The organism is Amycolatopsis sp. NPDC047767, assembly GCF_040704195.1.
Classification (GTDB): Bacteria; Actinomycetota; Actinomycetes; order Mycobacteriales; family Pseudonocardiaceae; genus Amycolatopsis.
In genome coordinates, this window is record NZ_JBEYSJ010000007.1 from 346206 (window position 1) to 370267 (window position 24062).

Below are 24062 nucleotides of genomic sequence, written 5' to 3' on the forward strand. Positions count from 1 at the left end.
AACACGAACGCCAACCAGAACACGAACGCCAACCAGAACGCCAACACCAGCCCGAACCCGAAGACCAGCCATACCCCCGCCCCGAAATCCGCCGGCCGCCACACTCCCGCGCAGGCGCCGAAGCCGAAGCGGGGCACCCCGGCGGCCCTCGCGAGCACCAGTGCCAACACCAGCTCCACCTCGAACACCGGCCCTGGCCCGAACGTCGGCAAGGTCCCGCCCGTCACCGGCGGCAAGGACGATTTCAAGCAGGCGCAGAAGAACTTCCAATTCAAGACTGTCCATGAGACCGGCATCATCGGCACGGTCGGCAACCGCAACGCCGGCAATCAGAACAGTGTGGGCGTGGTCGCGACCGTCGCGGCGACGACCGGCGATGATCTCATCGATCTCGCGAAGAAGTACTCCGGCGGCTTCGACGGGGATTCCCACGAGGGCCGTTTCGGGTTGGTCATCGGCCTGAACGGCGTTGACAACGATGCGGCGATCTCGCAGAAGATCCAGGATTTCACGCAGAACTGGGACAATCGCTTCCCGGTGGCGGTGGTCGGGTTCACGTGGAAGAACCCGACGACCGACATCATCGATCAGAAGTCGATCCCCTACGGCGGGATCCGGGAAACGATCGTCCGCAACCCCGTCACGGAGAGCCTGGTCCAGCAGATCCGCGAAAACGGCGGCGACAACGAGGTTTACCTGCACATCGGCGACGCCGACGTCAACTCGCTGAACACCAAGAACGGTCCGCTGTTCGATGCGGTGAACACCACCGTCAGCAACAACCCCGAGGGCCCGCCGGAGGTGATCAGCGGCGGCTACGGTGTCCGTCCCGGCGATGGCGTCAATGCCAACAATGCCGCGCGGCTCGATCTCGACGTCCGCAACGCGATGGCGAAGGTCGACTCGCGCAGCGTCTACTTCCCGGAGCCGAACACCTTTGTGCGGCTCAACGGCGGCCGCCTGGAGAACGACGCGACGTTCGGCACGAAGAACCCGAACACGGGCAACTTCGACTACGGGGCCAAGGAAGGCCAGGGTCTGGTCGATTCCGTTCTGGCCCAGCGCAAAGCGGGTTGGGACTACGACGGTCACCTCACCGACATGGCGAAGTTCGACTCCGACCTGGCCGTCGAGACCGACGGCACGCGCATCGCGGGAAAGGTCGGTACGAACCCGGCGAACGTCACCAAGCTGACGCAGAGCCACGCCAACGAGACGACGTGGGCGGACCAGGTCGGTCACTACCTGGAAAACCACACCAGCCTCGACCCGAACCTCGCGAAGACCGCCGCGAAGGTGGCGTTCGACGGCATCAACCCACCCGGGCCCATGCCGAAGGCGCCCACGAAGTTCGGCGACCTCGGAACCAACCTGCCGCCGGCGGAGCGCAAGGCGTTCATGAAGGGCGTGCAGCAGAACGCCGAAGACGGCAAGAAGCTGCTCGGCCTCACCCTGGGCACCCGCCAGGCCCTCATCCGGAACCTCGGCGGGCACCCCGGTCAGACCTCGTCCGAGGCGCCGCCGAACCGCACGACGACCGACACGCAACACCAGGCCAACACGTCCACGAAGAACCTTCCTGGTCCGAAGGAATGGGGTGGTCGACGCGACACCGCCCCGCCGTCGCGATTGGTGTCGGAGCGGTTCGACCCCAAGAAGGCCATCGCGAACCAGTTCGACGGTGACCGCGAAGGACTCAAGGGTGGCCAGCTCGAAGGCGCCGTCACGCACATCCGCTATGACGTCCGGCGGTTCGAGACGTCGCCGGGCAACTGGGTGCGCGAGTTCACCGTACCGCTGGACCTCACGTCCTCGACGGGTTCCGTCTCGCTCGACACCCGCAACCAGCTCGCGCAGAACCTGCAGAACCACCTCGACGAGACCGTCAACCAGCAGCACACCCTCCCGAACGGCGACCAGTTCCACGTCACGGTCGACGCGCACGCGAACGACAACGTCGACCCGAACGACGACAGCTGGACCGCGGATCCGAAACGCGGTGTCCCCGTCAACGTCCACGATTCCACTGTGGACAAGAACCCGCCGTCGACCAACCAGACGAATTGGGACGTCCACGACGAGAACACGGGGCTGACCCACGAGGTCATGCATTTCCTCGGCCTGGGGGAGGGCTACCGGAACAGCGACCTCCTCTTCAACCGTCAAGACCAGCCCGGCGTGATGGGGCCCGACGCCTGGACCGATTCGACGCTGACGAAGGACAACCTGGCCAAGATCGAGGAGATCTCCAACCAGGCGAACATCCGCGACCACCACCTCGGCGCCGAGCACGGCCCGACCCCGAACGACAGCCGGTCGGACTTCGGGCAGCACACCGCCGTCAGCCAGAACCGCCACACCCCGGCCGCGGCCCCGAAGCCGAAGAACACGCCGGCTCCCGGCCCGGGTTCCGGGAACAACGCCGGCAAGGTCCCGCCCACCACCGGCGGTAAGGACGATTTCAAGCAGGCGCAGAAGAACTTCCAGTTCAAGACCGTTCACGAGTCCGGCATCATCGGCACGGTCGGCAATCGCAACGCCGGTAACCAGCACAGCGTGGGCGTGGTCGCGACCGTCGCGGCGACCACCGGCGACGACCTCAACGCCCTCGCGAAGAAGTACTCCGAAGGCTTCGACGGCAACTCCCATGAGGGCCGCTTCGGCCTGGTCATCGGCATCAACGGCGTCGCCGGCCACGATGCGACGATCACGCAGAAGATCCAGGACTTCCAGCAGAACTGGGACAATCGCTTCCCGGTCGCAGTGGTCGGTTTCACCTGGAAGAACCCGACCACTGACGTCATCGATCAGAAGTCGATCCCCTACGGCGGGATCCGCGAGACGATCGTCCGCAACCCCGTGACCACCGACCTCATCACGCAGATCCGCGGCAAGGGCGGCGACAACGAGGTCTACCTCCACACCGGCGACGCCGACGTCGACTCCCTGAACACCGACAACGGGCCGCTCTTCGACGCGGTGAACACGACCGTCAAGAACAACCCCGAAGGCCCGCCGGAAGTGATCAGCGGCGGCTACCGCGTGCGCGACAACGACACCGCGCTCGCGAAGTCCGCGGCCGAGCTCGACCTCGACATCCGGAAGGCGCTGGCCGACGTCGACTCGCGCAGCGTCTACTTCCCCGAACCCAACACGTTCGTCCGGGTCAACGGCGACAAGCTGGAGAACGATGCCACGTTCGGCACCGAGAACCCGAACACCGGCCGGTTCGACTACGGCGCCAAGGAGGGGCAGGGCCTGGTCGACTCCGTCCTCAAGCAACGCAAGGCCGCCTGGGACTACGACGGCCACGTTCGCGACATGGCGAAGTTCGATTCGAGCCTGGCGATCAAGACCGACGGCACCCGGATCGCGGCCAAGGTCGGCGCGAATCCGGCGAATGTCACCAAACTGACCCAGAGCCACGCGAACGAGACGACGTGGGCCGACCAGGTCGGGCACTACCTCGGCAACCACACCGATCTCGACCCGAACCTCGCGAAGATCGCCGCCAAGGCCGCGTTCCACGGCCTCGACCCGGCGGGCCCATTGCCGGCGAAACCGAAGAACATGTCCGACGTCGCCGCGAACCTCTCGAGCGACGAGCAGAAAGCCCTCGTCAAGGGGATGCGGACGAACCCCGAGCAGGGCAAGAAGCTCGCGGCCATGACGGTGGGCACCCGCACCGCCCTCATCGACGGTCTCGGCCGGATGAACACCCGCACCTCGGTCCAGGGCACCGCGCAGGCACCGCCGCGCAACCTCCACACCCCGGCCCAGGCGCCGGCCAGGAACACCGACACCGGCTCGAACACCATGCCCGGCACGTTCACGAACTCGAACACCGACCAGAACGTCCGCGGCCCCGAAGTCCACCTGCCGAACGTGGGCGAGGTCGGGCTCGTCGAGGCGGCGCTGCGCAGTTCACGGTTCCAGGGCGTCGACGTCGACAGCGCGAAACCGTTCCTCACCAAGGCCGAGGTGAAGACCGCCACTGACGCGGTGGTCGCCGAAGTCGAGGCGAACCCCGGCGGTTTCGAATTCACCTCACTCACCGACAAGGGCCTCGGTGACTGGGCGGCGAAGCAGCTCACACCGAGCCAGCTCAAGGACGTCGCCCCCGAACTCGAACCCGAGCGCGGTGACAACGACGACGCCGGCCACGTCCGCAACTGGCGCAAGGCGCTCGCGAACCAGCTGGCGAGCCCGTCACCGCAGCACTGGCAGAGCGTCCGCGCGGCGCTCGACACCGATGCGTCCACTGTGAACACCGGCGACCGCCAGGTCCTCGACCACATCGTCGACGAGGTCACGGGGAAGGGTGCTCTCCCGACCTCGGCCGAGCTGGTGACGAAGGGCCTGCAGACGCCGTCGTGGCAGGACTCCCACGTCGGGAAGCGGCTGCCGGACACCGTCGCGCGAGCCCTCGACGTGCGTCTGATCGTGGAGCGCGGCGGGCCGGGCCGGCGATCGGAATACGGGCCGGCGGGGCGTCCCGAGGTGCGGGTCCGCACGCAGAACGGGCAGTACGGCGCACTCGGCGGTCCGTCGCGCCAGGACTTCGTGAGCGGGTTCGAGGCCTCGCTGAGCGACCTGAACGTGGACCAGGTCCGCGACGTCGTCGTCGACCTCAACACCAGTCGGCAGGACCAGGAGCTCGCGAGCATCGCGGACCGGGCGCTGCGGCTCAAGCAGGCGGTGGCGCACGAGGGCGGGCCGGAGGCGTTCGCGAAGGAGCTGCGCGACAAGTACAACGACGTCCGCACCCGGCTGCAGCAGGCGCGCGCCGAGGGCACCATCGTGCCGAAGATCCTCCAGAACAAGGAACAGCAGCAGCGGGAACACCTACGCCGGCAGCACATCAAGAGCCTGGAGACGGTGCAGCAGGACCTCGGTGAGCGGATCACGGCGCTCGCCAAGGACGCGAACGCCCTCGCCACGATGCACCTGCTCGACAACCACGTCGCCGGGCCGAACGCCGACAACCTCGCCAAGCTGACCACCGACCAGCTCAACCGCCTTGACACCCACCTGCAGCAGCGGATCGCCGCCGCGGACAAGGCCGGGTTCGACACCACGCACTTGAAGATGCTGCAACAGCGCGTGCAGAACGAGCCGGAGGTGCGCCGGCTGGCCGGCCTGGTCGCGGCCAAGGGCGTCGACCAGTTCGAGCAGATGATGACCAGCCTCGACGAATCGCTCTCGGAGATGCGCCAGGTCCAGGCCGACGTCGCGCTGCCGACAGGGGTGTGGAGCTTCCTCGGCTACTTCGACTCCACCGGGAACGCCGAGTTCCGCGCCGACCTCGACACCAAGATCCACGAGGGCGAGCAGCACCTGGCCGATGTCCAGCGCAAGATCGGGCTGATCACGCACTCCGATTACCGCGACCGGTTCCACCGGGCCGCGCGGATCTTCACGAACATGCAGAGCCTGGAGGGCAAGACCACCGCCGGCAAGGCTGCGCGGGCGGCGGCCGAGCAGGCGCACGACGGCGGACCGCGCCCCGACCCCGGGCCTTCGCGCACCGGCCACGACTCGGACCCGACACCGGACACCGATACCTCGCCGGACACCGAGTTTTCGCCGGACACTGAGACTTCGCCGGACATCGAGACGTCGCCGACTCCCACCCCGGCGCCGAATCTGACTCCGCGCCAGGAGCACGACGCGTTCGTGGCCTCGCTCTACGGCATGGACCAGTCCGGGCTGGAGGCGCTGAAGATCATCCACGGCGATGATCCCGACCGCCTGTCCGCCGTGAACAAGATGCTGGACCTCGACCGGATCGCGCTCACCGGCGGCTTCGACCAGCGCCGCGACGACCTGTCGACCATGATCCACGAGGCGGCCCGCAACCTGCAGGAGCTCACGAGCATCTCGGACTACCTGCCCAAGAGCTTCAAGACCGGCTCGATGGTGCACGACCAGGAGATCCGCGAGTCGAAGCAGGACTTCCTGACTCGCCGGCTGCGCCGCCTCCAGGACCAGGTCAGCCAGCTGGAACAGGACAAGGCCGCAGCGCTCACCGTCTACGGGCTGCACGTGGGCAACGACCCCCAGGCGCACGGCTGGACCTCGGTCACGCCCCACGACCTGCTGTCCATCGAGAGCCACCTCGAGCAGCAGATCCACAACGCCCGGCTCGGCGGCCACCCGACGGAGCACCTGACGAACCTGCTGAACACCGCGAAGAGCATGCGCGTCAGCGACGTCGGCCCCGCACCGCACTCACCGACGGACCCGACACCGGCGCAGCGCAACCGCCACACCCCCGCAGCCGCTCCGACACACAACTGGGACCCCGGCTACGGCGGGTACCACTCGCCGTACGTCACACCTCAGACCTCCTACGGCCCGCCGCCCAGCCAGTACGCGCCGCAACAGCAGCCACCGGGGTGGGTGCAGCCGCAGCAGCAACCGCCCGCGTGGCTGACGCAGAACCACCTGCCGCCGCCGCATTCGTGGGGCCAGCAGACGCCCGCGCCGCCGGCGTGGCACGGGCAGCAGAATCGGTTCCAGCACTACAAGCCCCACCAGAGCACGGAATCGGACGACGAGTACTCGCCGAACGCACAGCCGCTGCCGTTGCCGCCGGTCGTGGACCCGAACCCGATCCCGTACCTCGGCCCGGGCAAGAACAAGCTGTACCACAAGGCGATTGCGATGCCGGGCGCTCCGGGGTCGCAGCGGCTGAGCCCGCACCTGCGAGTCCGCCCGCTCGACTACGACCCGTTCGACGTGCAGACGCAGGCGAACTTCGAAGCCTCCGGAAGCCTGAACAAGAAGGGCCGCCACCACGCGACGGCCCAGGTGTTCGACGACGCCACCCGCCAGGCGGTGACGCCGCAGACCATGTGGCGCAGCGGTGACGACCCGACGTCGTTGGGGATGTCGCAGTCCGAGCGGCGCAACATCAGCCACACCGAGGCGAAGATCATCCGCGACCCCGACGTCCGCGCGACGTTCGGGCGCGGACGGACGTTGGTGATCAGCGGCGAATCGGAACCGTGCACCTCGTGCCGGACCTTGATGACGAACTTCGCCGCGCAGAACGGCGGCCGCATCGACTACGTCTACCGCGACAAGGTGACCGGGGAGAACCGGCGCTGGAGCTCGGCCGACTACATCTCCACACCCGCGCAGTTCAAGGACTACTACGGATACCGGCCCGGCCAGTACCCCGGCGGTCACGCGTCGGCGCCGGATCGCGACTCGACGACGACGTCGCAGACCACCCGGCCCGCAGATCTGCCCGGGCCACAGACCTGGGGCGAGCGCCGAGACACGGCCCGGCCGTCGCGGTTCGTGTCGGAGCGGTTCGACCCGAAGAAGGCGATCGCGGACCAATTCGACGGCAACCGCGAGGGCCTGCGCGGAGGCCAGCTCGAGGGCGCCGTCACACACATCCGCTACGACGTGCGCCGGTTCGAGACGTCGCCGGGCAAGTGGGTGCGTGAGTTCACCGTGCCCGTGGACCTCACTTCCGCTTCAGGCTCTGTCTCGGTCGACGCACGCCACAACCTCGCGCAGGACCTGCAGGAGCACCTGGACCGCACGGTCAACCAGCGCTACACGCTGCCGAACGGCGACCAGCTCCACGTGCGGATCGACGCGCACGCGAACGAGTCCGTGGATCCCGACGACGACCGCTGGACCGCGGAGCCTTCCCGCAGCGTCCCGGTCGACGTCCACGATTCCACTGTGGACGATGGCCCGAAGGACTCCCACGGCTGGCTGCCCACGAACCAGCTGAACTGGGACGTGCGCGACCCGCGCGGAGGCCTGACCCACGAGGTCATGCACTTCCTCGGTCTGGGCGAGGGTTATAAGGACGGCGCCCTGCTGTTCAACCGCGAGAACCAGCCCGGGGTGATGGGCAAGAACGCCTGGTCGGACTCGTCGCTGACCCCGGACAACCTGGCGAAGATCCACGACGTCTCCACGGGCGCCCTGATCCACGACCACGGGCTGGCCGCCCAGGGCCACGATTCGGACGGGCCGGCCCGTGACACCGCCGGGCCGTCGACTCGCACTCCGGAATCCGGCAAAGGGCCGGGCCTGCACACGCCGTCGTCCGCGCCGGCGCACGGCTGGGGCACCGACCCGTACGGGAATCCCTACGGCCCGCCTCCCGCGTGGGCGCAGCAGGGGCCGCCGCCTCCGGCGTGGGCACAGCAAGGCCCGCCGCCGCCCGCATGGCACAGCCAGTCGGACCCGTTCTACTACTACAAGCCCGACCACAGCTCGCTCAACAGCGCCAAGTACTCGCCGAACCCGCAGCCGCCACTGCCGTTGCCGCCCTCGCCGGACCTGAACCCGATCCGGTACCAGGGGCCGTCGAGCAGCGACCTGTACAACCAGGCGCGGATCATGAACCCGGCGCCGTCGTCGGCGCGCCTGAGCCCGCACACGCGGATCCGGCCGCTCGACGACGACCCGTTCGACGTCCAGCTGCCCGTGAACTTCGAAGGCGGGGGCGGTGGCAACAAGGCGGGCCGCCACCACGCGACGGCCCAGGTGGTCGACTCCTACTCCGGTCAGGCCCTGACACCCGCCACCACGTGGCGAAGCGGCGAGGACCCGACCTCGCACCACCTGCCCGACCACATGCGGCGCAAGATCAGCCACACCGAGGCGAAGATCATCCGGGATCCGTCGGTGCGCGCGCTGATGGGCAACGGCCGCACGCTGCGGATCAGCGGCGAGTCGGAGCCGTGCGTGTCGTGCCAGTCACTGATGATGGCGTTCGCCGCGGAGACGGGCGGGCGGATCGAGTACCTCTACCGGGACAAGTACACGAACGAGAATCGGAAGTGGTCGTCCGACTCGCACATCACGGCGCCGAAGCAGTTCGAGAGCTACTACGGCTACCGGCCGTCGAACGCGCGCCCGCGCGGCAGCCGGCACACACCCGCGTCGGCCCCGAGCCGACCGACCGGCGCCACCACCGGGCCCGCGAATCACGCAACGCTCGTTCCGCGATCGGCGCTTTCCCCGGCGCAGAACACCCAGCTGAACAGCCACGGGCTCGAGAGCGTGCTCGTCGGTGGCGCGCACGGCCCGGAGAACTTCCGGCTCGCCGTGGCCGAGAGCATCTCGCAGGACGCGCCGGACGAGCACGCGCGGATCACCACCGCGCTCGAAAACGCGTCGGCTCTCACCGACCCCGACGCGATCGCGACGGCAGGTGGCGTTCGCGTCCACGTGCTCGGCTCCGACGGTACGTGGACGAGCCACGGCCCTGAAACCGGTCGCCCGGTCCACGTCGTCAAGACCGAAGTGGACGGTCGCGAGACCTATGTCGGTACCAGGAAAACCGTCGAGACGTTCGGCGAGAAGCCGGGCTTGGAGGGGACCGCGGAGCAGGAGCGTGTCGTCACCGTCGCCGACGACGATCCGGCGCCCGACACCCGCTCGCTCACCGACCGGCTGCCCGAGTACGCCAAGAAGGGCCAGGCCCTCGGCTCGCTCGTGCCGGTGAACCCGCAGGGCGTGAAGCAGGTCGGCGACACCATCAAGCGCCTGGTCACCTCGCTGGACTCCCGCCGGAACCCGCCGGATCCGGTGGGCATCGACGCCATCACCGGCACGCTCGACAGCGCCGCCTTCGAGTCGTTCCTCGGGCCGGGGCGCAAGTCCATGGTGCGCGTCGGCGAGAAGTGGTACGAGGTCCACGTGCGGGCCGAGCTCGACCTGGACGCGGTGCCGGCCGACGCGATCGCGAAGCAGCCGCACGCCACGATCAGCGACGTCAACGACCAGACGCAGGCCACGCACGCCCAAGGCCAGAACGACACGATCGCGCGGACCGTCGGCACGTCGTACTTCGCGCTGATCCCGCCCGGCGCCTACGTGTCCGTCGCGCCCACGGTTCAGCTCGCGACGGCGGCGCAGACGCACACGTCCACCGTCACCGGTACCGAGCAGCGGGTGGTGCGCTCGGCGGGCGACGTGGACGGCGCCGACGTCAACGTGAAGTACTCGATCACCGTCACCGACCAGGTCGGCGGGCTCACCGGCTCCACTGTGGACGGCAAGGTCTCGCTGCTCTGGTCGCAGGACCTCGGCAACCTCAAGCCGGACGCCGAGGCCAAGGGCGACCCGAAGCCGGACTGGGCCGAGAACATCGAGCTGCTCGCGCCCGAGGCCGTGCTGCTCGACGAGCAGGCGCTGTTCGACAAGGTGGCCAAGCGGCTGCACCCGTCGGTCACCAAGTTCGGCGCGCCGGGGCGGCAGGCGTTGCGCGAGTTCGTCAGCGGCGGCGGCATCCGCGGTGTGCTGGGCACCGCGCTGCAGGGTGGCCCGGTCGTGTCCAGCGACTTGCTCAGCCCCCACGGCAGCCACCGCGACGCCGTGCAGCTGCAGGCGCGGCCGAAGGACGTCGACCTCGTCGGCGTGGTGCCGGGCGACAGCGAGCTGCGGTTCAACGACTCGTCGGTGAACGGCGGGGCCACGGCGGCGGCGTCGAAGTCCGGAATGGACCTGGCCGTGACGGTCGGCGGTGGCTCCTACCTGCCGGGCACGGTCAGTGGGCTCGTCGGCGTCAGCGGGACGGTGTCCTCGAAGGTCACCGAGACGGCGACGGGCGGCACCGGCGTCACGGCGAAGAACACGGTCGAGGCCAAGGGCGACATCGGGATCTACAAGGTGAAGGTGGACGTCGACGTCGTCACCTCGGCCGGCGAGGTCGAGACCGTCGAGGCCACCGCGTACGTCCGCATGGGCCTGCCCGAGGCGAAGGCCCAGGGCCTGCCCGTGCCGGGCGACACCCGCGACAAGCTCACCGACGTCGGCAAGCGGTACGAGCCGCCCTACCTCGCCGCGGCCGCCGCCGCGGGCCACGTGCGCACGGGCTCGTTCAGCCCGGCCGCGAAGGTGCAGCCGCAGATCGAAAGCGCGCTGCGCGACCGGCCCGGGATGGAGAAGTTCCTGCCGCGCTGGGACAAGTTCCAGGCCGACGACAAGAGCTCCAGCCGCGACATCGCCGAGCGCTTCGCCAACCTGCGCAAGCTCACGGCCACGTTCTCGCCGGCCGCGCTCAAGGCCAAAATGGACACTCTGCTGGGTCCGGGTGTGTCCGTGCAGCTCAAGCGGCGCGGCCTGTTCACCGACGAGTACATCAGCGTCACGGTGAAGGCCAAGCTGTCGCCGGGCCGGCACCTCGGGCAGGCCACCGGACGCTCGGTCAAGGGCTCGGTCGCCACGGCGCCGTCGCTGAGCAGTGCGACCACCGTGGACAAGAGCTGGTCGGTCGGGCTGGAAGGCCGCATGGTCATCCCGCAGCCCACGTCGATCGCGACCTCCAGCCTCAGCCCCGCGGTCGTGCCGATCCAGTACTCCGACGCGTACACCTGGAAGAACTCCGGCGGCCCCACGGTCACGACCACCACGAGCCTTTCCGGCAGCCCCGACGCGCAGGTGTTCGAGCACGACGTGGAGTTCGACGTCGAGATCACCAGCTACACCCGCAACCGCCCGTGGGTGAAGCGCCTGACGCCCGGCTCGCCGTTCCGCGTGACGCCCAAGGTGTCCACTGTGGCCAAAACCGGCGACCCGGCGCTGCCGAAGATCTCCGGCAAGGTCGACCTGTGGGTCAACGACGGCTCCGCGCTGAAGAAGGACCCCGGCGACTTCCTGCCCGGCAAGCCCGGCACCACCGTGCTCAACAAGAACGACACCCCGACCATCGACGACCTGCTGGCCGGTCCCAAGCCCGACCAGCCGAAGTTCCTGCACGTCGAGGCGTTCACCAACACCGAGGCCCTCCGTGACGAGGCCCTGCGGCAGCTGGAACGCGCGTCCGACGGCGACGGCGTGCTCGGCCTGTCCGGCGGCGAGGCCCGCAAGCGCGTGGACCGCATGTTCTCGCCCGAGACGTTCCGCGGCGGGCTGCCGAAGTTCCTGCGCCAGGGTGCGCGGGCCGGCGGGTTCCGCTACGAACGGCGCGTGGCCGACCGCGTCGGCGGGCTCGGCATGAACGTGGCGCTCAGCAACCCGAAGGTCGTCGTGGCGTCCGACGCGGGCGGCAGCGAGACCACGTTCGCCGGTGGCGCGAAGGCCGCGTTCGAGCAGACGCACAAGCAGGCGCTCGAGGGCAACGTGCAGCTCGGTGTCACCATCCGGCCGGACGGCAGTATGGCCACGGCCCACGGTCAGGGCCAGGTCTACGCGTCGGCCAAGTGGAGCCCGTGGACGCGCACGTCGGGCAGCTCCGCGGAGGTCAGCGCGAGCGTCGATCACCTCAACCGCGCCAACGCCAAGGGCCGCACCGTGCTTGTGCAGTACGACGCCGACGTGCGGCTGGTCGCCGAGACCCGCCAGGAGAGCCTGGTCAACGGCTCGACCTCGCGGGCCGGCGCCGACGTGAAGCTGCCCGGCGCGGTGTACGTGCGCATGTCCGAGGACCAGGCCCGCGAGCAGGGCCTGCTGCCGGAGGTCGAGCCGCGCACCGCGCCGCCGGGCAAGATGGCGCCGCCCGCGCTCGTCGGCCGCGACTCCAGCGCGCTGGGCGCCGCCGTGATCGAGGACGCGCCCGACCTGTCGCAGCTGGTGCGCGACGCCCGCACCGCGCTCGGCCGCACCGGCGACAAGCTGCTGCCGAAGTCGGTGCTCGACGACTCGATGACCAACCTGCAGCGCACGCTCGACCTCGCCTCACCCGACGCCGTCACGTCCCTTGTGGACAGTGCGCTCGACGGTGGCGCGCCGCTGCTGCTGCACGACGCCGGAGTCCTGTCCACCGACACCTACCAGGTGCTGCTCAAGGCGACGATCACCGACACCGAGTTCCTCGACGTCGTCCACGACGGTGGCGAGATCGACCACGTCGTGAGCGCCGCCGAGACGGACAAGGAGAACGCCGGGCACGGCTCGTCCTACGGCGGCCAGTTCCGCGGCGCCGGGCGCGGCCTGTTCAGCGACACCAAGCCGGACGTGAGCGGCTACGAAGGGCTCACGCTCGGCGTCTCCGGTTCTAAGACGAAGACCGACCAGACGGTGTCGGCCACCGCGACGACCAAGGGCAGCAAGGCTTCGCAGAGCGGCCCGGCCGTGCGTTACCGCCACCAGCTGACGTTCGAGCTCGTGGTGCAGCGCGGCGGCAAGACGTACCCGGTCACCGAGCAGAACGCGAACGTGACCGTGCGCTCGGCGGCCGACGACCACCAGATCAGCACCGAGGGCCAGGCCCCGAAGGCGTACGCGCCGCGAACCACCGAGCTCACCGCCGCCGACGCGACGCCCGAGAAGCTCGCCGAATGGCAGGCGCAGGGCGTGGGCAAGCTGCCGCCGTCGGCGCACACCGAGGGCGTACGCGGGTCGGCTGCCGTGCAGGCCGGGGCTGTGCGTGCGTTGCGGCTCGCGGGCGCCGGCACCGGCCTCACCGGCCCGGGCACCGGCGCGAACAACACGCTGGTCACGTCGCTGACCAACGAGGTCCTCCAGGGGCACCTGCCGGCCATGCTCGACGGCCCGCTCGCCTCGCCCGACCTGCACGAAGCGTCGCTGATCAAGAACGGCCACGGCAGCGTGAAGGTCTACTCGCGCCTGGTCAACCCGGACCTCACGGCCCTGAGCGACACCGTGAAGCTGGAGCGCACCGACCAGACCACGGCCACGTTCACGGGCGAGGCGAAGGAAGCGCTCAGCGGCGAGAACCAGTACATGCCCGGCGTCGGCGGCATCACCGACCCGAAGGACAACTCGCATTCGTGGAGCGGCGCGGACATCCGCAACCCGGCCGCGATGAGCGACCCGACGGCGACTGTCGCGGGTGGACAGCGGTCCACCGTCGCGAAGCCGAAGGGCCGCAGCGGGCTCGTCGGGTTCGACGTGGAGTACCGCGTGGTCGCCGACCTCGGCCGCGGCCGCACGGCGGCGGTCGAGGTGAAGGTGCCGGCGTCGGCGCTCGTGCGAATGTCCGATGTGGACCTCGAGAAGCTGCTCGGCGAGGCGCTGCCGGACGCGATCACCAAGGCGCAGGACGCGGTGAAGGACGCGGCCGCGAGCTGGCGCAAGGCCGAGGAGGCCGTGGAGACGGCCCAGCACGAGGCCGACGACCGCTGGCTCGACGGGCGCGACCGCGTCAAGACGTTGGCCGAGGACGCGAACGGCCTGGCCGTGGAGACCGACGCCGACCCCGCGCGTGAGCTGCGCCAGGCCCTGACCGACGCGGAGAACGACGCCAAGGACGCCGGCCGTGAGCTGCGCGAGGGCAATGCGGAGATCACGCGGCTGCAGGACGTCTCCGAGCAGGCGCTGGCCCTGGCGGCGGTCACCGACGAGGGCTCGCCCGAGCGGCAGCTGCTGCTGGACCAGGTCGCGCGTGCCGAGCAGGGCGTGCGCGACATCCGCACCGCGCAACCCGCGCTCGTGCAGCGTCGCCAGGACGCGCAGGACCGTGCGGAGCAGCTGGCCGACGTCCTCGACGCTTACCGCAACGACAATTCCGACTTCACCTCCCGCCGCGAAGACGCCCTGCGCGACGTGCGCGAAGCGCGTGAGAAGGCTGACGAGGCGCGCAAGAAGTGGTGGCAGGCCAAGGAAGAGGTCGACTGGCGCCTCGCCACGCACGTGTGGCCGGCCAAGAAGGTCGAGTCCCGCTTCGACCCGCGCTCGGCCGAGCACGTCGTCGAGGCCCCGGACACCGCACCCGACACCGAGCCCGCGACGATCTCGGGCTGGGACGTCAACGCGGACCGGCCGAACGACTTCGACGTCGACGAGGTCCAGCTGCACCAGGTCACGGACCGCTCGGGCAAGGTCGTCGCCGTGTCGTTCCTGCCGGCCGCCGAGCAGACGTCCGCGGTCGAGCACGACTGGGTCGCCGACAACTCCGGTGAGGTCTCCTCGCTCGACGAGGGCGTGACGTCCAAGACGCTCGACCCGGTGGTCGCCGAGGCACGCCGCAACGGCACCACGCCTGACCTGGGCGGACGGAGCTTCGGCGACTGGGCGGCGAAGTCCGCGGCGCCGTGGGGCAGCGACACCGGCGACACGTTCTTCGTCTTCGCCCACGGCAAGCCGCAGTCGGTGAAGCTGACGCTGCTCGGCGGGCAGACCGTTCGGGTGGACGGCAAGACGTTCGCGCGGATCGTCGCGAGCTCGGCGCCGTTCGCGCAGGCCGGGCCGAAGTCGTCGGTCACGCTCATCGCCTGCAGCACCGGCCAGACCGACGGACCCGGCGGCGTCGCCCGCGACTTCCAGCGCGCGCTGAGCGACCTCGGCGGGCCGGCAACGGTGCACGCGCCCACGAAACCCACGCTGTTCGGCCGCGACACGGCGACGCTCGGCAAGGCGCTCGGCTCCACCGGCGCGTTCACGGCGGTCACGGACGGCGGGCACTTCCGCACGTTCGGCGGCCGCCCGGGTGACGAGGCGATCGTCGACCTCGTCCGCGAGCTCGACACCAGCCCCCGCACCGAACCACCGGCCGGGCCGATCTCGCCGGCCGACCACGACGGCACGCTGGCGCTGGCGTCCACTGTGGAGCGACAGCTGGCGGACACCGCTGCCCGCACCGGTGAGCTGCGGCTCACCGACGTCCACGACCTCGTGGCCCGCCACGAACGGCCCGACGTCGTCTACTCGGCCGTGCTCACCCACCTGGCTTCGGGTGACACACCGGTGCACGCCGTGGTCGACGTCCGCCGCGACCCGGACACCGGCGAGTGGACGCGCGTGCCGCTGCCGCCGATGGCGCGGGGCCTGATCACGGTGACCGGCAAGGGCACCTGGAGCGCCGACGAGCTGGCCCGGCCCGCGCGGCTGAACCCCGCGTGGACCGAAGGCCCGGCGCGCGAGACCACGCACACGCGGCCCGACGCCACCCACTACGCCGAGACGCTCGCCGAGCACCACCTCGACGGCGAGCCACTGCCGCCGGTCACCGTGCCCGCGGACCGCGTGGACCAGTTCAACGCCGACGTCACGCGCCTGCTGGGCGAGCGCGGCTTCGGCGACCTGGCGTTCGGCCACCTGGTGCGCGCCGACCACACGCGCCTGACCGGCGAGGTCGTCGGCGAACCCGGCGTGACCGTCGACTTCGCGCCCGGTGCTGTCACCACGACCGTGCTGACCGACCACACCGGCACCGCGCGCGGGCTGACGTTCCTCGACCCCGCCGAGGCCACGAAGGTGCAGACCTGGCTGCAGCAGACCCGGGGCGAGAACCTCGTGGTCGAAGCCGACCCGGACGAGATGCGGGCCTTCGCCACCGGCGCGGCCAACGACCTGCGCGGCCGAGGCCCCGGCGACGGCGGCATTCCCGTGCGCACGCCGTGGGCCGACGAGCTGGCCGAGGGCCGCACGTTCCTCGTCACGGGCCACGGCGAGGAAACCCGGGTGAAGGTCGCCGTGACCGGCCCGGACGGCACGCGGCGCGAGGTCTACGTCGACGGCGAGACGCTCGCGCGGATCGTCACCGCGTCGCCCGAGTTCGCCGACGCGCAGCCGGAGTCGGTCACGCTGTTCCAGTGCGCGGCGGCCCGGCGGCTGGGCCCCGGCGGGGTCGCGCACGACTTCCAGGCGGCGCTCGAAACGCGTGGCGGGCCGTCGATCGTCCACGCGGCCACCGACTCCGTGCTGGCCAACCACCGTGACGACAGCCCCGATGACGAACCGTCGGCCCCGCTCTTCGGCGCCCGCGACGACGCGTTCACCGCGGTGGTCCGCGGCGGTCACTGGGAGACTCTCGGCCGTCCGCTCGACGCCGACGCCGTGGTCGACGAGCTCACGAACGCGCTGCTCAAGAACTGGCGCTACGCCCGGGTTCCCGCCACGGCCGGCCCGATCCGTCTCGCCGACCGCGCCCGCACGCTGTACCTGACGGCCGAGGTCGTGAACGCCGTCTACGACCGCGCGCCCGACGACGAGGTGCAGGCGCTGCTCGGCCGACACGAGGATCCCGAGCTGCTCGCCGCCGTGGCCAACGAGTACCTGCGGGCAACGGCCGCGCCCGATGAGCTGCCGCCGTACGACTCCGCCGCCGAGCTCACGCAGGACCTGCGCGCGACCTCGGCCGACCACGGCCCGGCGCCCGCCGGCGCGCCGCTGCTCGGCCCCGACCTGTTCGGCTTCTACCGCGCTCCGGAGCCGCCCGACTTCCTGCGTGGCCACGACTATTCGAACCTCACCGCGGGCCAGGGCCTCGCGCTGCTGGACACGCTCGACCTCACCCGGGGCGTGCCGGTGCTGCGCGACTTGGCCGACCCCGCGAACCTGCCCGACCTGCGGGACTGGACCGTCGAGCACACGCGCGCCGACGACCGGCTGTCCGCCTGGGCACCCGGCGACGTCGAGCCGCTGGAAAAGACCACCTCGACACCGCTGCTCATGCATGCCATCTGGCTCGGCGGGCCACTGCGTGACGCCGGCACGATGAGCGCGTTCCGCGACAACTTCGGCGGCGCGGCTTCCCGGCTGCACGACGGCGTGGTGCCGGTGCTGTGGACGGACGTCCCGCGTTCGCAGATCGAGCTCGCGCTGACCACGGAGCCGCCGGCCGAGGGCCCCGACCCGCTCGCCGACGTGCGTGACTTCGTGAACTGGGCGCAGCAGCACCACGTGCGGCTGGTGAACGTCGACGAGGTGTTCTCGAGCGAGAACCCCATGCTGCTCAACGAGTTCTACCAGTCCGAGACCGGCAAACTGACTGGTCCGGGTTACGCGGCGGCCAGCGACATCCTGCGCATGGAGCTGATGAACCGCTTCGGTGGCCTCTACACCGACGGCGACAACGTGGTGGAAAGCCTCGAGGACCTGTTCCACGCGGCGACCTCGCGCGAGGGCTACGTGACGCACCGCATCGGCATGAACGTGGCCAACTCGGCGTTCGCGATGAGCAAGGGCCACCCGTTCGCGCGCGTGCACCTCGACGTCGTGCGCGAGAACTACGGCAAGACGCAGCGCAACCTCATGCCGCCCGAGGCGTACGACCTGCCGCCGGTGTTCTTCCAGATGCCGCAGGGCCGCGTGCACCGCAACTCGATCATCGTCCGCACCGGGCCCTCGGCGTTGTCGGGCACCGCGCGGCGCATCGGCCTGCCGTCGGCGTTCGACCTGCCGGAGATGACCGACATCCGGATGAACAGCGACGGCAGCTGGCTCAAGCCGCCCGCCGCGGGGACGCGACCGGTGTCGGGGCGCGACGAGACGCTGGAGCTGACCCAGCACGTGGTGCAGAGCCTGGTGCGCGGGCTGTACAACCGCGCCGGCGACCTGCACCTGACCGCGGTCGAGCCGGCCGTGCGCCGCCACGCGGACCCGGACCTGGTGTGGGATGCCGCGTTGTCGTTCCTCGCGGCGGACCCGGAGCTGGCGCCGCTCGTGCGCACGGTGACCGACGGGCACACCTACACCGCAACCGACCACGACGTGCAGTTGCCTGCTTCCGCACGGGCTCTGCTGGACATCGATCCGGGCCGGGTGCACCGCGCGCTGGGCGAGGTGCAACACGGGGCCACGCTGCGGAACCCGGACGACGCGGTGCTGGTGTCCGATGTGGATAGTCCACTGGAGACCGGCGCGCGCGAGCTGGCGCAGGCGTTGCGGGCCGTTGAGGGTGAGCTGCCCGCGATCCACGTGACCGGTGGTGATCGCGCGCGGGCCCGCGAGGCCGCGCGGGAGCTGGCTGGACACCTCGGCCGCGAGCTGGGCGACCGCGACCTGCTGGCGCGGGTGCCGGTGAAGATCCGCGTCGCCGACGGTTCGGGTGTCACCGTCTCGTTCCGGCCGACGCAAGGTGCCGCGGTGGAGTTCTCGCTGGACGCGCCGGCCGTTTTCAGCGGTGTCGACGGGAAGCCGTACGCCTCGGAGTCTGCGCCGTTCGCTGGCTACCGCGGTGCGAAACCCGGTGTGGTCATGAAGATCGACGCCGCGCCCGGCGGCAGCGCCGAGCTGACGCAGGCGGCGGACCGGCCGCCCACGCTCGTGCTCGCGTCGGGCGCGCTGGCCGCCGAGTTCACGCAGCACGTGCGTTCGTCCGGAATGGACCTTCCGGTGCACGCCACCCCGAAGCCGTCGCCGGACAACGTCGTGGACACCTTCCCGGCCGTCTCCTACCTGGTTTCGGGTGACCACGCGCTGACCGAGGACGATCGCCGCACGATCGCCGAGCTGGGCCAGGCTGCCGAACACGGCTGGTGGTACCGGCCGTCGATTCCCGCCGGCCCGGTGCGTCTCGACGACCGCACCGGCACGCTGGCGCTGCTCAGCGGCGCCGTCAGCGCGTTGCGCTCGGGCGGGACGGCGCTCGACCTCACGGCTAGCGCCGACATCGTGGCCCGCCACGAGCAGCCCGATCTCCTGTGGACGGCGGCACTGGAGCTGGCTTCGCACAACGCCGACGTGCAGCACCTGATCGACCACCGGCTCGTCGACGGACGCTGGCAGCAGGTCCGGCTGCCGCAATCGGCGCGCGAGCGGTTCACGGTGACGGGCAAGGGCGTCTGGCGCGACGGTGCGGTTTCCCGGCCCGTGCGCCTGAACACCGGACCCGGTCCTGCGAGCGACTTCGGCGTTGAGCCGGTGCCGTTGCCGCTCGACGACTCCGTCGCGCAGTGGATCGCGGAGTCCACAGTGGAACGCACGGCGGACGGACTGCCCGCGCCTCACGTGCAGGTCAGTGGCCCCGACGACGTGCGGGCCGAGTTCGTCGCGCAGGTCCAGGCCAAGCTGACGGAGCTGACGCCGGCCGGTGTCACGCCGCACGCGGCGGCCTCGATCGTCACCCCCGGTCCCGGTACCGACGCGCTCGCCACGATCTCGCTGCCCGCCACCGCGGCACCGGCCACGCTGTCCGCCGCCGAAACCGCCGTCGCCGTCGGGCTGGCCGAGGAGTACACGCTCCTGCAGCTGCACGGCGTCGCCGACACCCTGCTCGCCAAGACCGGCCGTGAGGCCTTGCTGGACCTGGCCAACGAGGTCGCCCACGGCACGGACGTCGGCCGGGCCGCCGACGCCGTCGAGGTCCTCGACCGCCACGGCGCCCTCGACGCCGCGCTCGACAACGGCCTGTTCCTGGGCCAGTTCCGCAAGATCCTGGGCCACGCGGACGCCGAGTCCTACGCGCGCGACCTCGCCACGGCGATCCGCGCGTTCGCCTCGGAGAAGCTCGCGCCGGACGTGCTGAAGGAGGCCGTGCGCGGCGCGCTGGAGGGCTGGCGCGGCGGGCCGGGTACGTTCGAGCAGCGCGTGGAGCGGACCCGCGACACGCTGTGGGTGATGCGGCGCCTGCACCTGAGCAGCCTGGCGTGGCTGAACCGCTGGCGTACCGCCGAGCACATCCGGCAGTACGCGGCGCGGATGAAGGAACAGGCGGCGAAGCAGGACGCGATGCTGGCCAAGGTGAGCGAGTCGGAGGACGCGTTCCTCGCCTCGGTGGGCGAGCCGCACGCGAGCGGAGGAGGCGCCGGCGATGGCGAATGACCAGTGGGTGCTGCTCGTCGACCCGGCGTGGACGCCGTCGTCGACCGAGGACGGCGCCGAGGTCGCGGCCCCGCCGCTGGCCGCCGTCGTAGGCGGCTGGCTGGCCGGTGAGGACGGCGCGGTCGGCCGCTTCGAGGCGAACCCCGCCTACGAACCGTCTGGTCCGGGTTCGCCGAGTGACCCCCTCGACGCCGTGCTCCGCCTGGTCGCCCGCGGTGACGCCGACGCCGGCCGGCTCGCCGCGATCCTGCGCGAGTCGACGGTGTCGGTCGCCCTCGACGTGGACGACGAGCCGCTGGTGGCGCCGTCGCCGGACAACATCCCGTGTGTGCTCGCCACCACCGCCCCGGCGCACCGCACCCGCGTCCGGGCCGCCGGCTGGCTGCCTGTCGCGGCGCGCGACCTGCCGGCGTTGCTCGAAGGCGGCGTTGACCTGCTGCTCAACCCCGGAGCGCCCGGGTGCACCCGCCTGCTGGCCGACACTGTCCGGGACGCGCTGGCGGGTTGACCGTGTCACACTCGAGGTGATGGCTGATCTCCGGAACCGGGTAGCCCTGGTGGCCGGCGCGACCCGCGGCGCCGGGCGCGGCATCGCGGCGGCCCTCGGCGAGGCCGGCGCGACGGTGATCTGCACCGGCCGCAGCAGCTGGGAACGCGACGGTCACTCCGACTACGACCGCCCCGAGACGATCGAGGAGACGGCCGCGCTCGTCACCAGCCTCGGCGGCACCGGCGTGCCCAGGCAGGTCGACCACCTCGACCACGAGCAGGTGCGGGTGCTGGGCGAACGCGTCCGTCGCGAACACGGCCGGCTCGACGTGCTGGTCAACGACATCTGGGGCGCCGAGCGGCTCAAGGGCGGCCCGGCCGACTGGAACACACCGATCTGGGAGCACGACCTCGACGACGGCCTGCGGATCCTGCGCCTCGGTGTGGAAACGCACCTCGTGACCTCGCACTACCTGCTGCCGCTGCTCGTATCGCAGCCCGGCGGTCTCCTCGTCGAGATCACCGACGGCACGCTGGCGTACAACGCGTCCCAGTACCGGATCTCCGTGTTCTACGACCTCGCGAAGGCCTCGGTGAACCGGCTGGCGTTCTCGCAGGGCCACGAGCTCGCGGCGCACGGCGGCACGGCCGTCGCGATCACGCCGGGCTGGCTGCGTTCGGAGATGATGCTCGACAACTACGGCGTCACCGAGGAAAACTGGCGCACCGCGCTGGATTCCGACCGCCCGGGCGGCCTCCCGACCGCCCCGCCGCCCTTCTCGCAGTCCGAGTCGCCCCGGTACGTGGGCCGCGCGGTGGCGGCGCTGGCCGAGGACCCGGAGCGAGCACGGTGGAACCAGCGGTCGGTGAGCTCGGCGGAGCTGGCCCGCGAGTACGGCTTCACCGACGTCGACGGCACACAGCCGGACAGCTGGGCTTGAAACGCGTTTCGCGTTTTCCGGCCCGGGAGTCCGTGAATTTCGGTTCTATCGGGCACATTTGAGAATGGCTTGAGGTTCGCAGCTCAAATCAACCCTAAGTTATCGCCGCTCCCGTTGCGGCCGGATGCGGTCCGACCACATCATGATCTGGCACGACACAGTGGTCGGCCGACCCCTGCGTCACGACACGCACTTTGTTGTCAGAACAGGGGAATCACATGTCGCCCTCGGATCAGACGGCGGTCGCCGAGCCGCCGGAAACCTCGTTCAAGCACGAGGAAACCGGGTACCACAAAGGACTGAAGAACCGTCAGGTCCAGATGATCGCCATCGGCGGCGCCATCGGGACCGGCCTGTTCCTGGGCGCCGGCTCGCGCCTGCACAGCACCGGTCCGGCGCTGGCCGTCGTCTACGCCGTGGCCGGGATCATCGCGTTCTTCGTGGTCCGCGCAATGGGCGAACTGGTGATGCACCGGCCGTCTTCCGGATCCTTTGTGTCCTATTCGCGAGAATTTCTCGGCGAGAAAGCCGCGTTCTTCGCCGGCTGGATGTACTTCCTGAACTGGGCCACGGCGGGCGTCGCCGATGTGACCGCGGTGGCCAAGTACACGCAGTTCTTCTGGCCCGACCTGCAGCAATGGATTCCCGCGCTCATCGCGTTGTTCGCGATCCTCGCGGTGAACATGGTGTCGGTGAAGCTGTTCGGCGAACTCGAGTTCTGGTTCGCCGCCATCAAGGTGCTGGCGCTCGTGGTGTTCATGGTCGTGGCGATCTTCGTGCTGATCAGCCGGACACCCGTCGACGGCGTGGTGACCGGCCCGAGCCTGATCACGAGCAACGGCGGCCTGTTCCCGACCGGCGTGCTGCCCGCGCTGCTGATCCTGCAGGGCGTCGTGTTCGCGTACTCCGGCGTCGAGATGGTCGGGGTGACCGCGGGCGAGACCGCCAACCCGCGCAAGGTCATCCCGAAGGCCGTCAACTCCGTCGCCTGGCGCATCGGCATCTTCTACGTGGGTTCGGTGCTGCTGCTGGTGATGGTGCTGCCGTGGACGGCGTACAAGAGCGGGGAGAGCCCGTTCGTCACGTTCTTCTCGAAGCTCGGCATCCCCGCGGCCGGCGGCATCATGGACGTCATCGTGCTCACCGCGGCGCTGTCCAGCGTGAACTCGGGCCTCTACTCCACCGGACGCATCCTGCGCTCGCTCTCGATAGCCGGCTCGGCCCCGAAGTTCACCTCGAAGATGAGCAAGAGCGGCGTCCCCTTCGGCGGTGTGCTGCTGACCGCCGCGGTGTACGTGCTCGGTGTGGTGCTCAACCTCGTGGTGCCGGGCGAGGCCTTCGAGGTCGCGCTGGAGTTCTCGGCGCTGGGCATCATCGGCATGTGGTCGATGATCGTGATCTGCCACCTGGCGATGACGCGCAAGGCCGCGCGCGGCGAGATGTCCCGGCCGGCGTACCGCCTGCCGGGCGCGCCGTACACGAACTACGTGACGCTGGCGTTCCTCCTGCTGGTCCTCACGATGAGCTGGTGGGGCGGCACCACCGGGCGGATCCTGATCTACAGCATCCCCGTGCTGGCGCTGGTGCTGGTCGCCGGCTGGCTCGGGGTCCGCGGCCGCGTCCGCCGGATCGCGGCGGAGCGGCAGGATGAGCTGACGTAGGGTCGATCCCGATCTCCTGGGCCTCCGGCGTGGTTTCTCTGCCGGGGGCCCAGGTTCAGTTCGCCGCCGGCCGTTCGTGGCGCACGATCCGCGGAGGCGCCGGAATCCGGCATGGCCCGGTCACGTGCTGATCGCGGTAGACGTGCACCACGACGTCGGGCCGGTGCCGAGCCAGCTCGCCAAGATCGATGTCACCGCTTCCCCGAACGTCGAGGTCACGCAACCAGCGCAAAGGCGTCAGCGGGTCCAGTCGGGGCAGCGGGCCCGCATTGCGCAGGTCGAGAGATCTGAGCGCGGAAAGCCCTGTGGCCCACTGCAATGAGCTGACGGGCGTGCCTGATACGTGCAGATGTTCGAGGTTGCGCAAGCCCGCTAGTCCACGCAGGTTGACCTGTCGGCAAGCTTGCAAAGACAACGACCGCAGTGTGTTGGGCCATCGGTGTGTCCCACTTAGAGCTTGTCTCATGTGGTTAGTTTTCGGAGTTTCTTCCAGCAGGTCACGGCGGCTGCGAGTTGAAGGAAGGCGAGGAAGTGTGCGGCTTTG

The 24062-nt window shown here is 70.3% G+C and carries 6 protein-coding genes; 4 read left to right on the top strand and 2 right to left on the bottom strand.

The window, feature by feature from the left end; translation table 11 throughout:
* Positions 1–329: hypothetical protein (locus tag AB0878_RS16390; RefSeq protein WP_366580523.1), on the bottom strand; the 329-nt coding region annotated here is incomplete at its 3' end.
* A gap of 16 nt (positions 330–345) precedes the next feature.
* Between AB0878_RS16390 and AB0878_RS16395 the strand changes: the two genes are divergently transcribed.
* The 4 genes from AB0878_RS16395 (at position 346) to AB0878_RS16410 (ending at position 23518) form a co-directional block, all read left to right on the top strand.
* Entirely contained in the window at positions 346–20427 is a 20082-nt protein-coding gene (locus AB0878_RS16395) for a hypothetical protein (RefSeq protein ID WP_366580525.1), read from the top strand.
* On the top strand, positions 20417–20935 hold the full coding sequence (locus tag AB0878_RS16400) for a type VII secretion system-associated protein (protein WP_366580527.1): 519 nt from the start codon (positions 20417–20419) through the stop codon (positions 20933–20935). Before AB0878_RS16395 ends, AB0878_RS16400 begins: the two co-directional genes overlap by 11 nt.
* A gap of 19 nt (positions 20936–20954) precedes the next feature.
* Positions 20955–21857 carry an SDR family oxidoreductase gene (locus tag AB0878_RS16405; protein WP_366580529.1) on the top strand — a complete coding sequence of 301 codons (903 nt, stop codon included), beginning with the start codon at positions 20955–20957 and terminating at the stop codon, positions 21855–21857.
* Positions 21858–22075: 218 nt separating this feature from the next.
* The gene (locus AB0878_RS16410) at positions 22076–23518 is read left to right on the top strand and encodes an amino acid permease (RefSeq protein ID WP_366580531.1); all 1443 of its coding nucleotides are present in this window, start codon (positions 22076–22078) and stop codon (positions 23516–23518) included.
* Positions 23519–23573: 55 nt separating this feature from the next.
* Here AB0878_RS16410 and AB0878_RS16415 read toward each other — a convergent pair whose 3' ends face one another.
* Positions 23574–23885 (bottom strand): leucine-rich repeat domain-containing protein, encoded by a 312-nt coding sequence (locus tag AB0878_RS16415; protein WP_366580533.1) that lies wholly within the window; start codon positions 23883–23885, stop codon positions 23574–23576.
* Between the last annotated feature and the right edge of the window lie 177 nt (positions 23886–24062).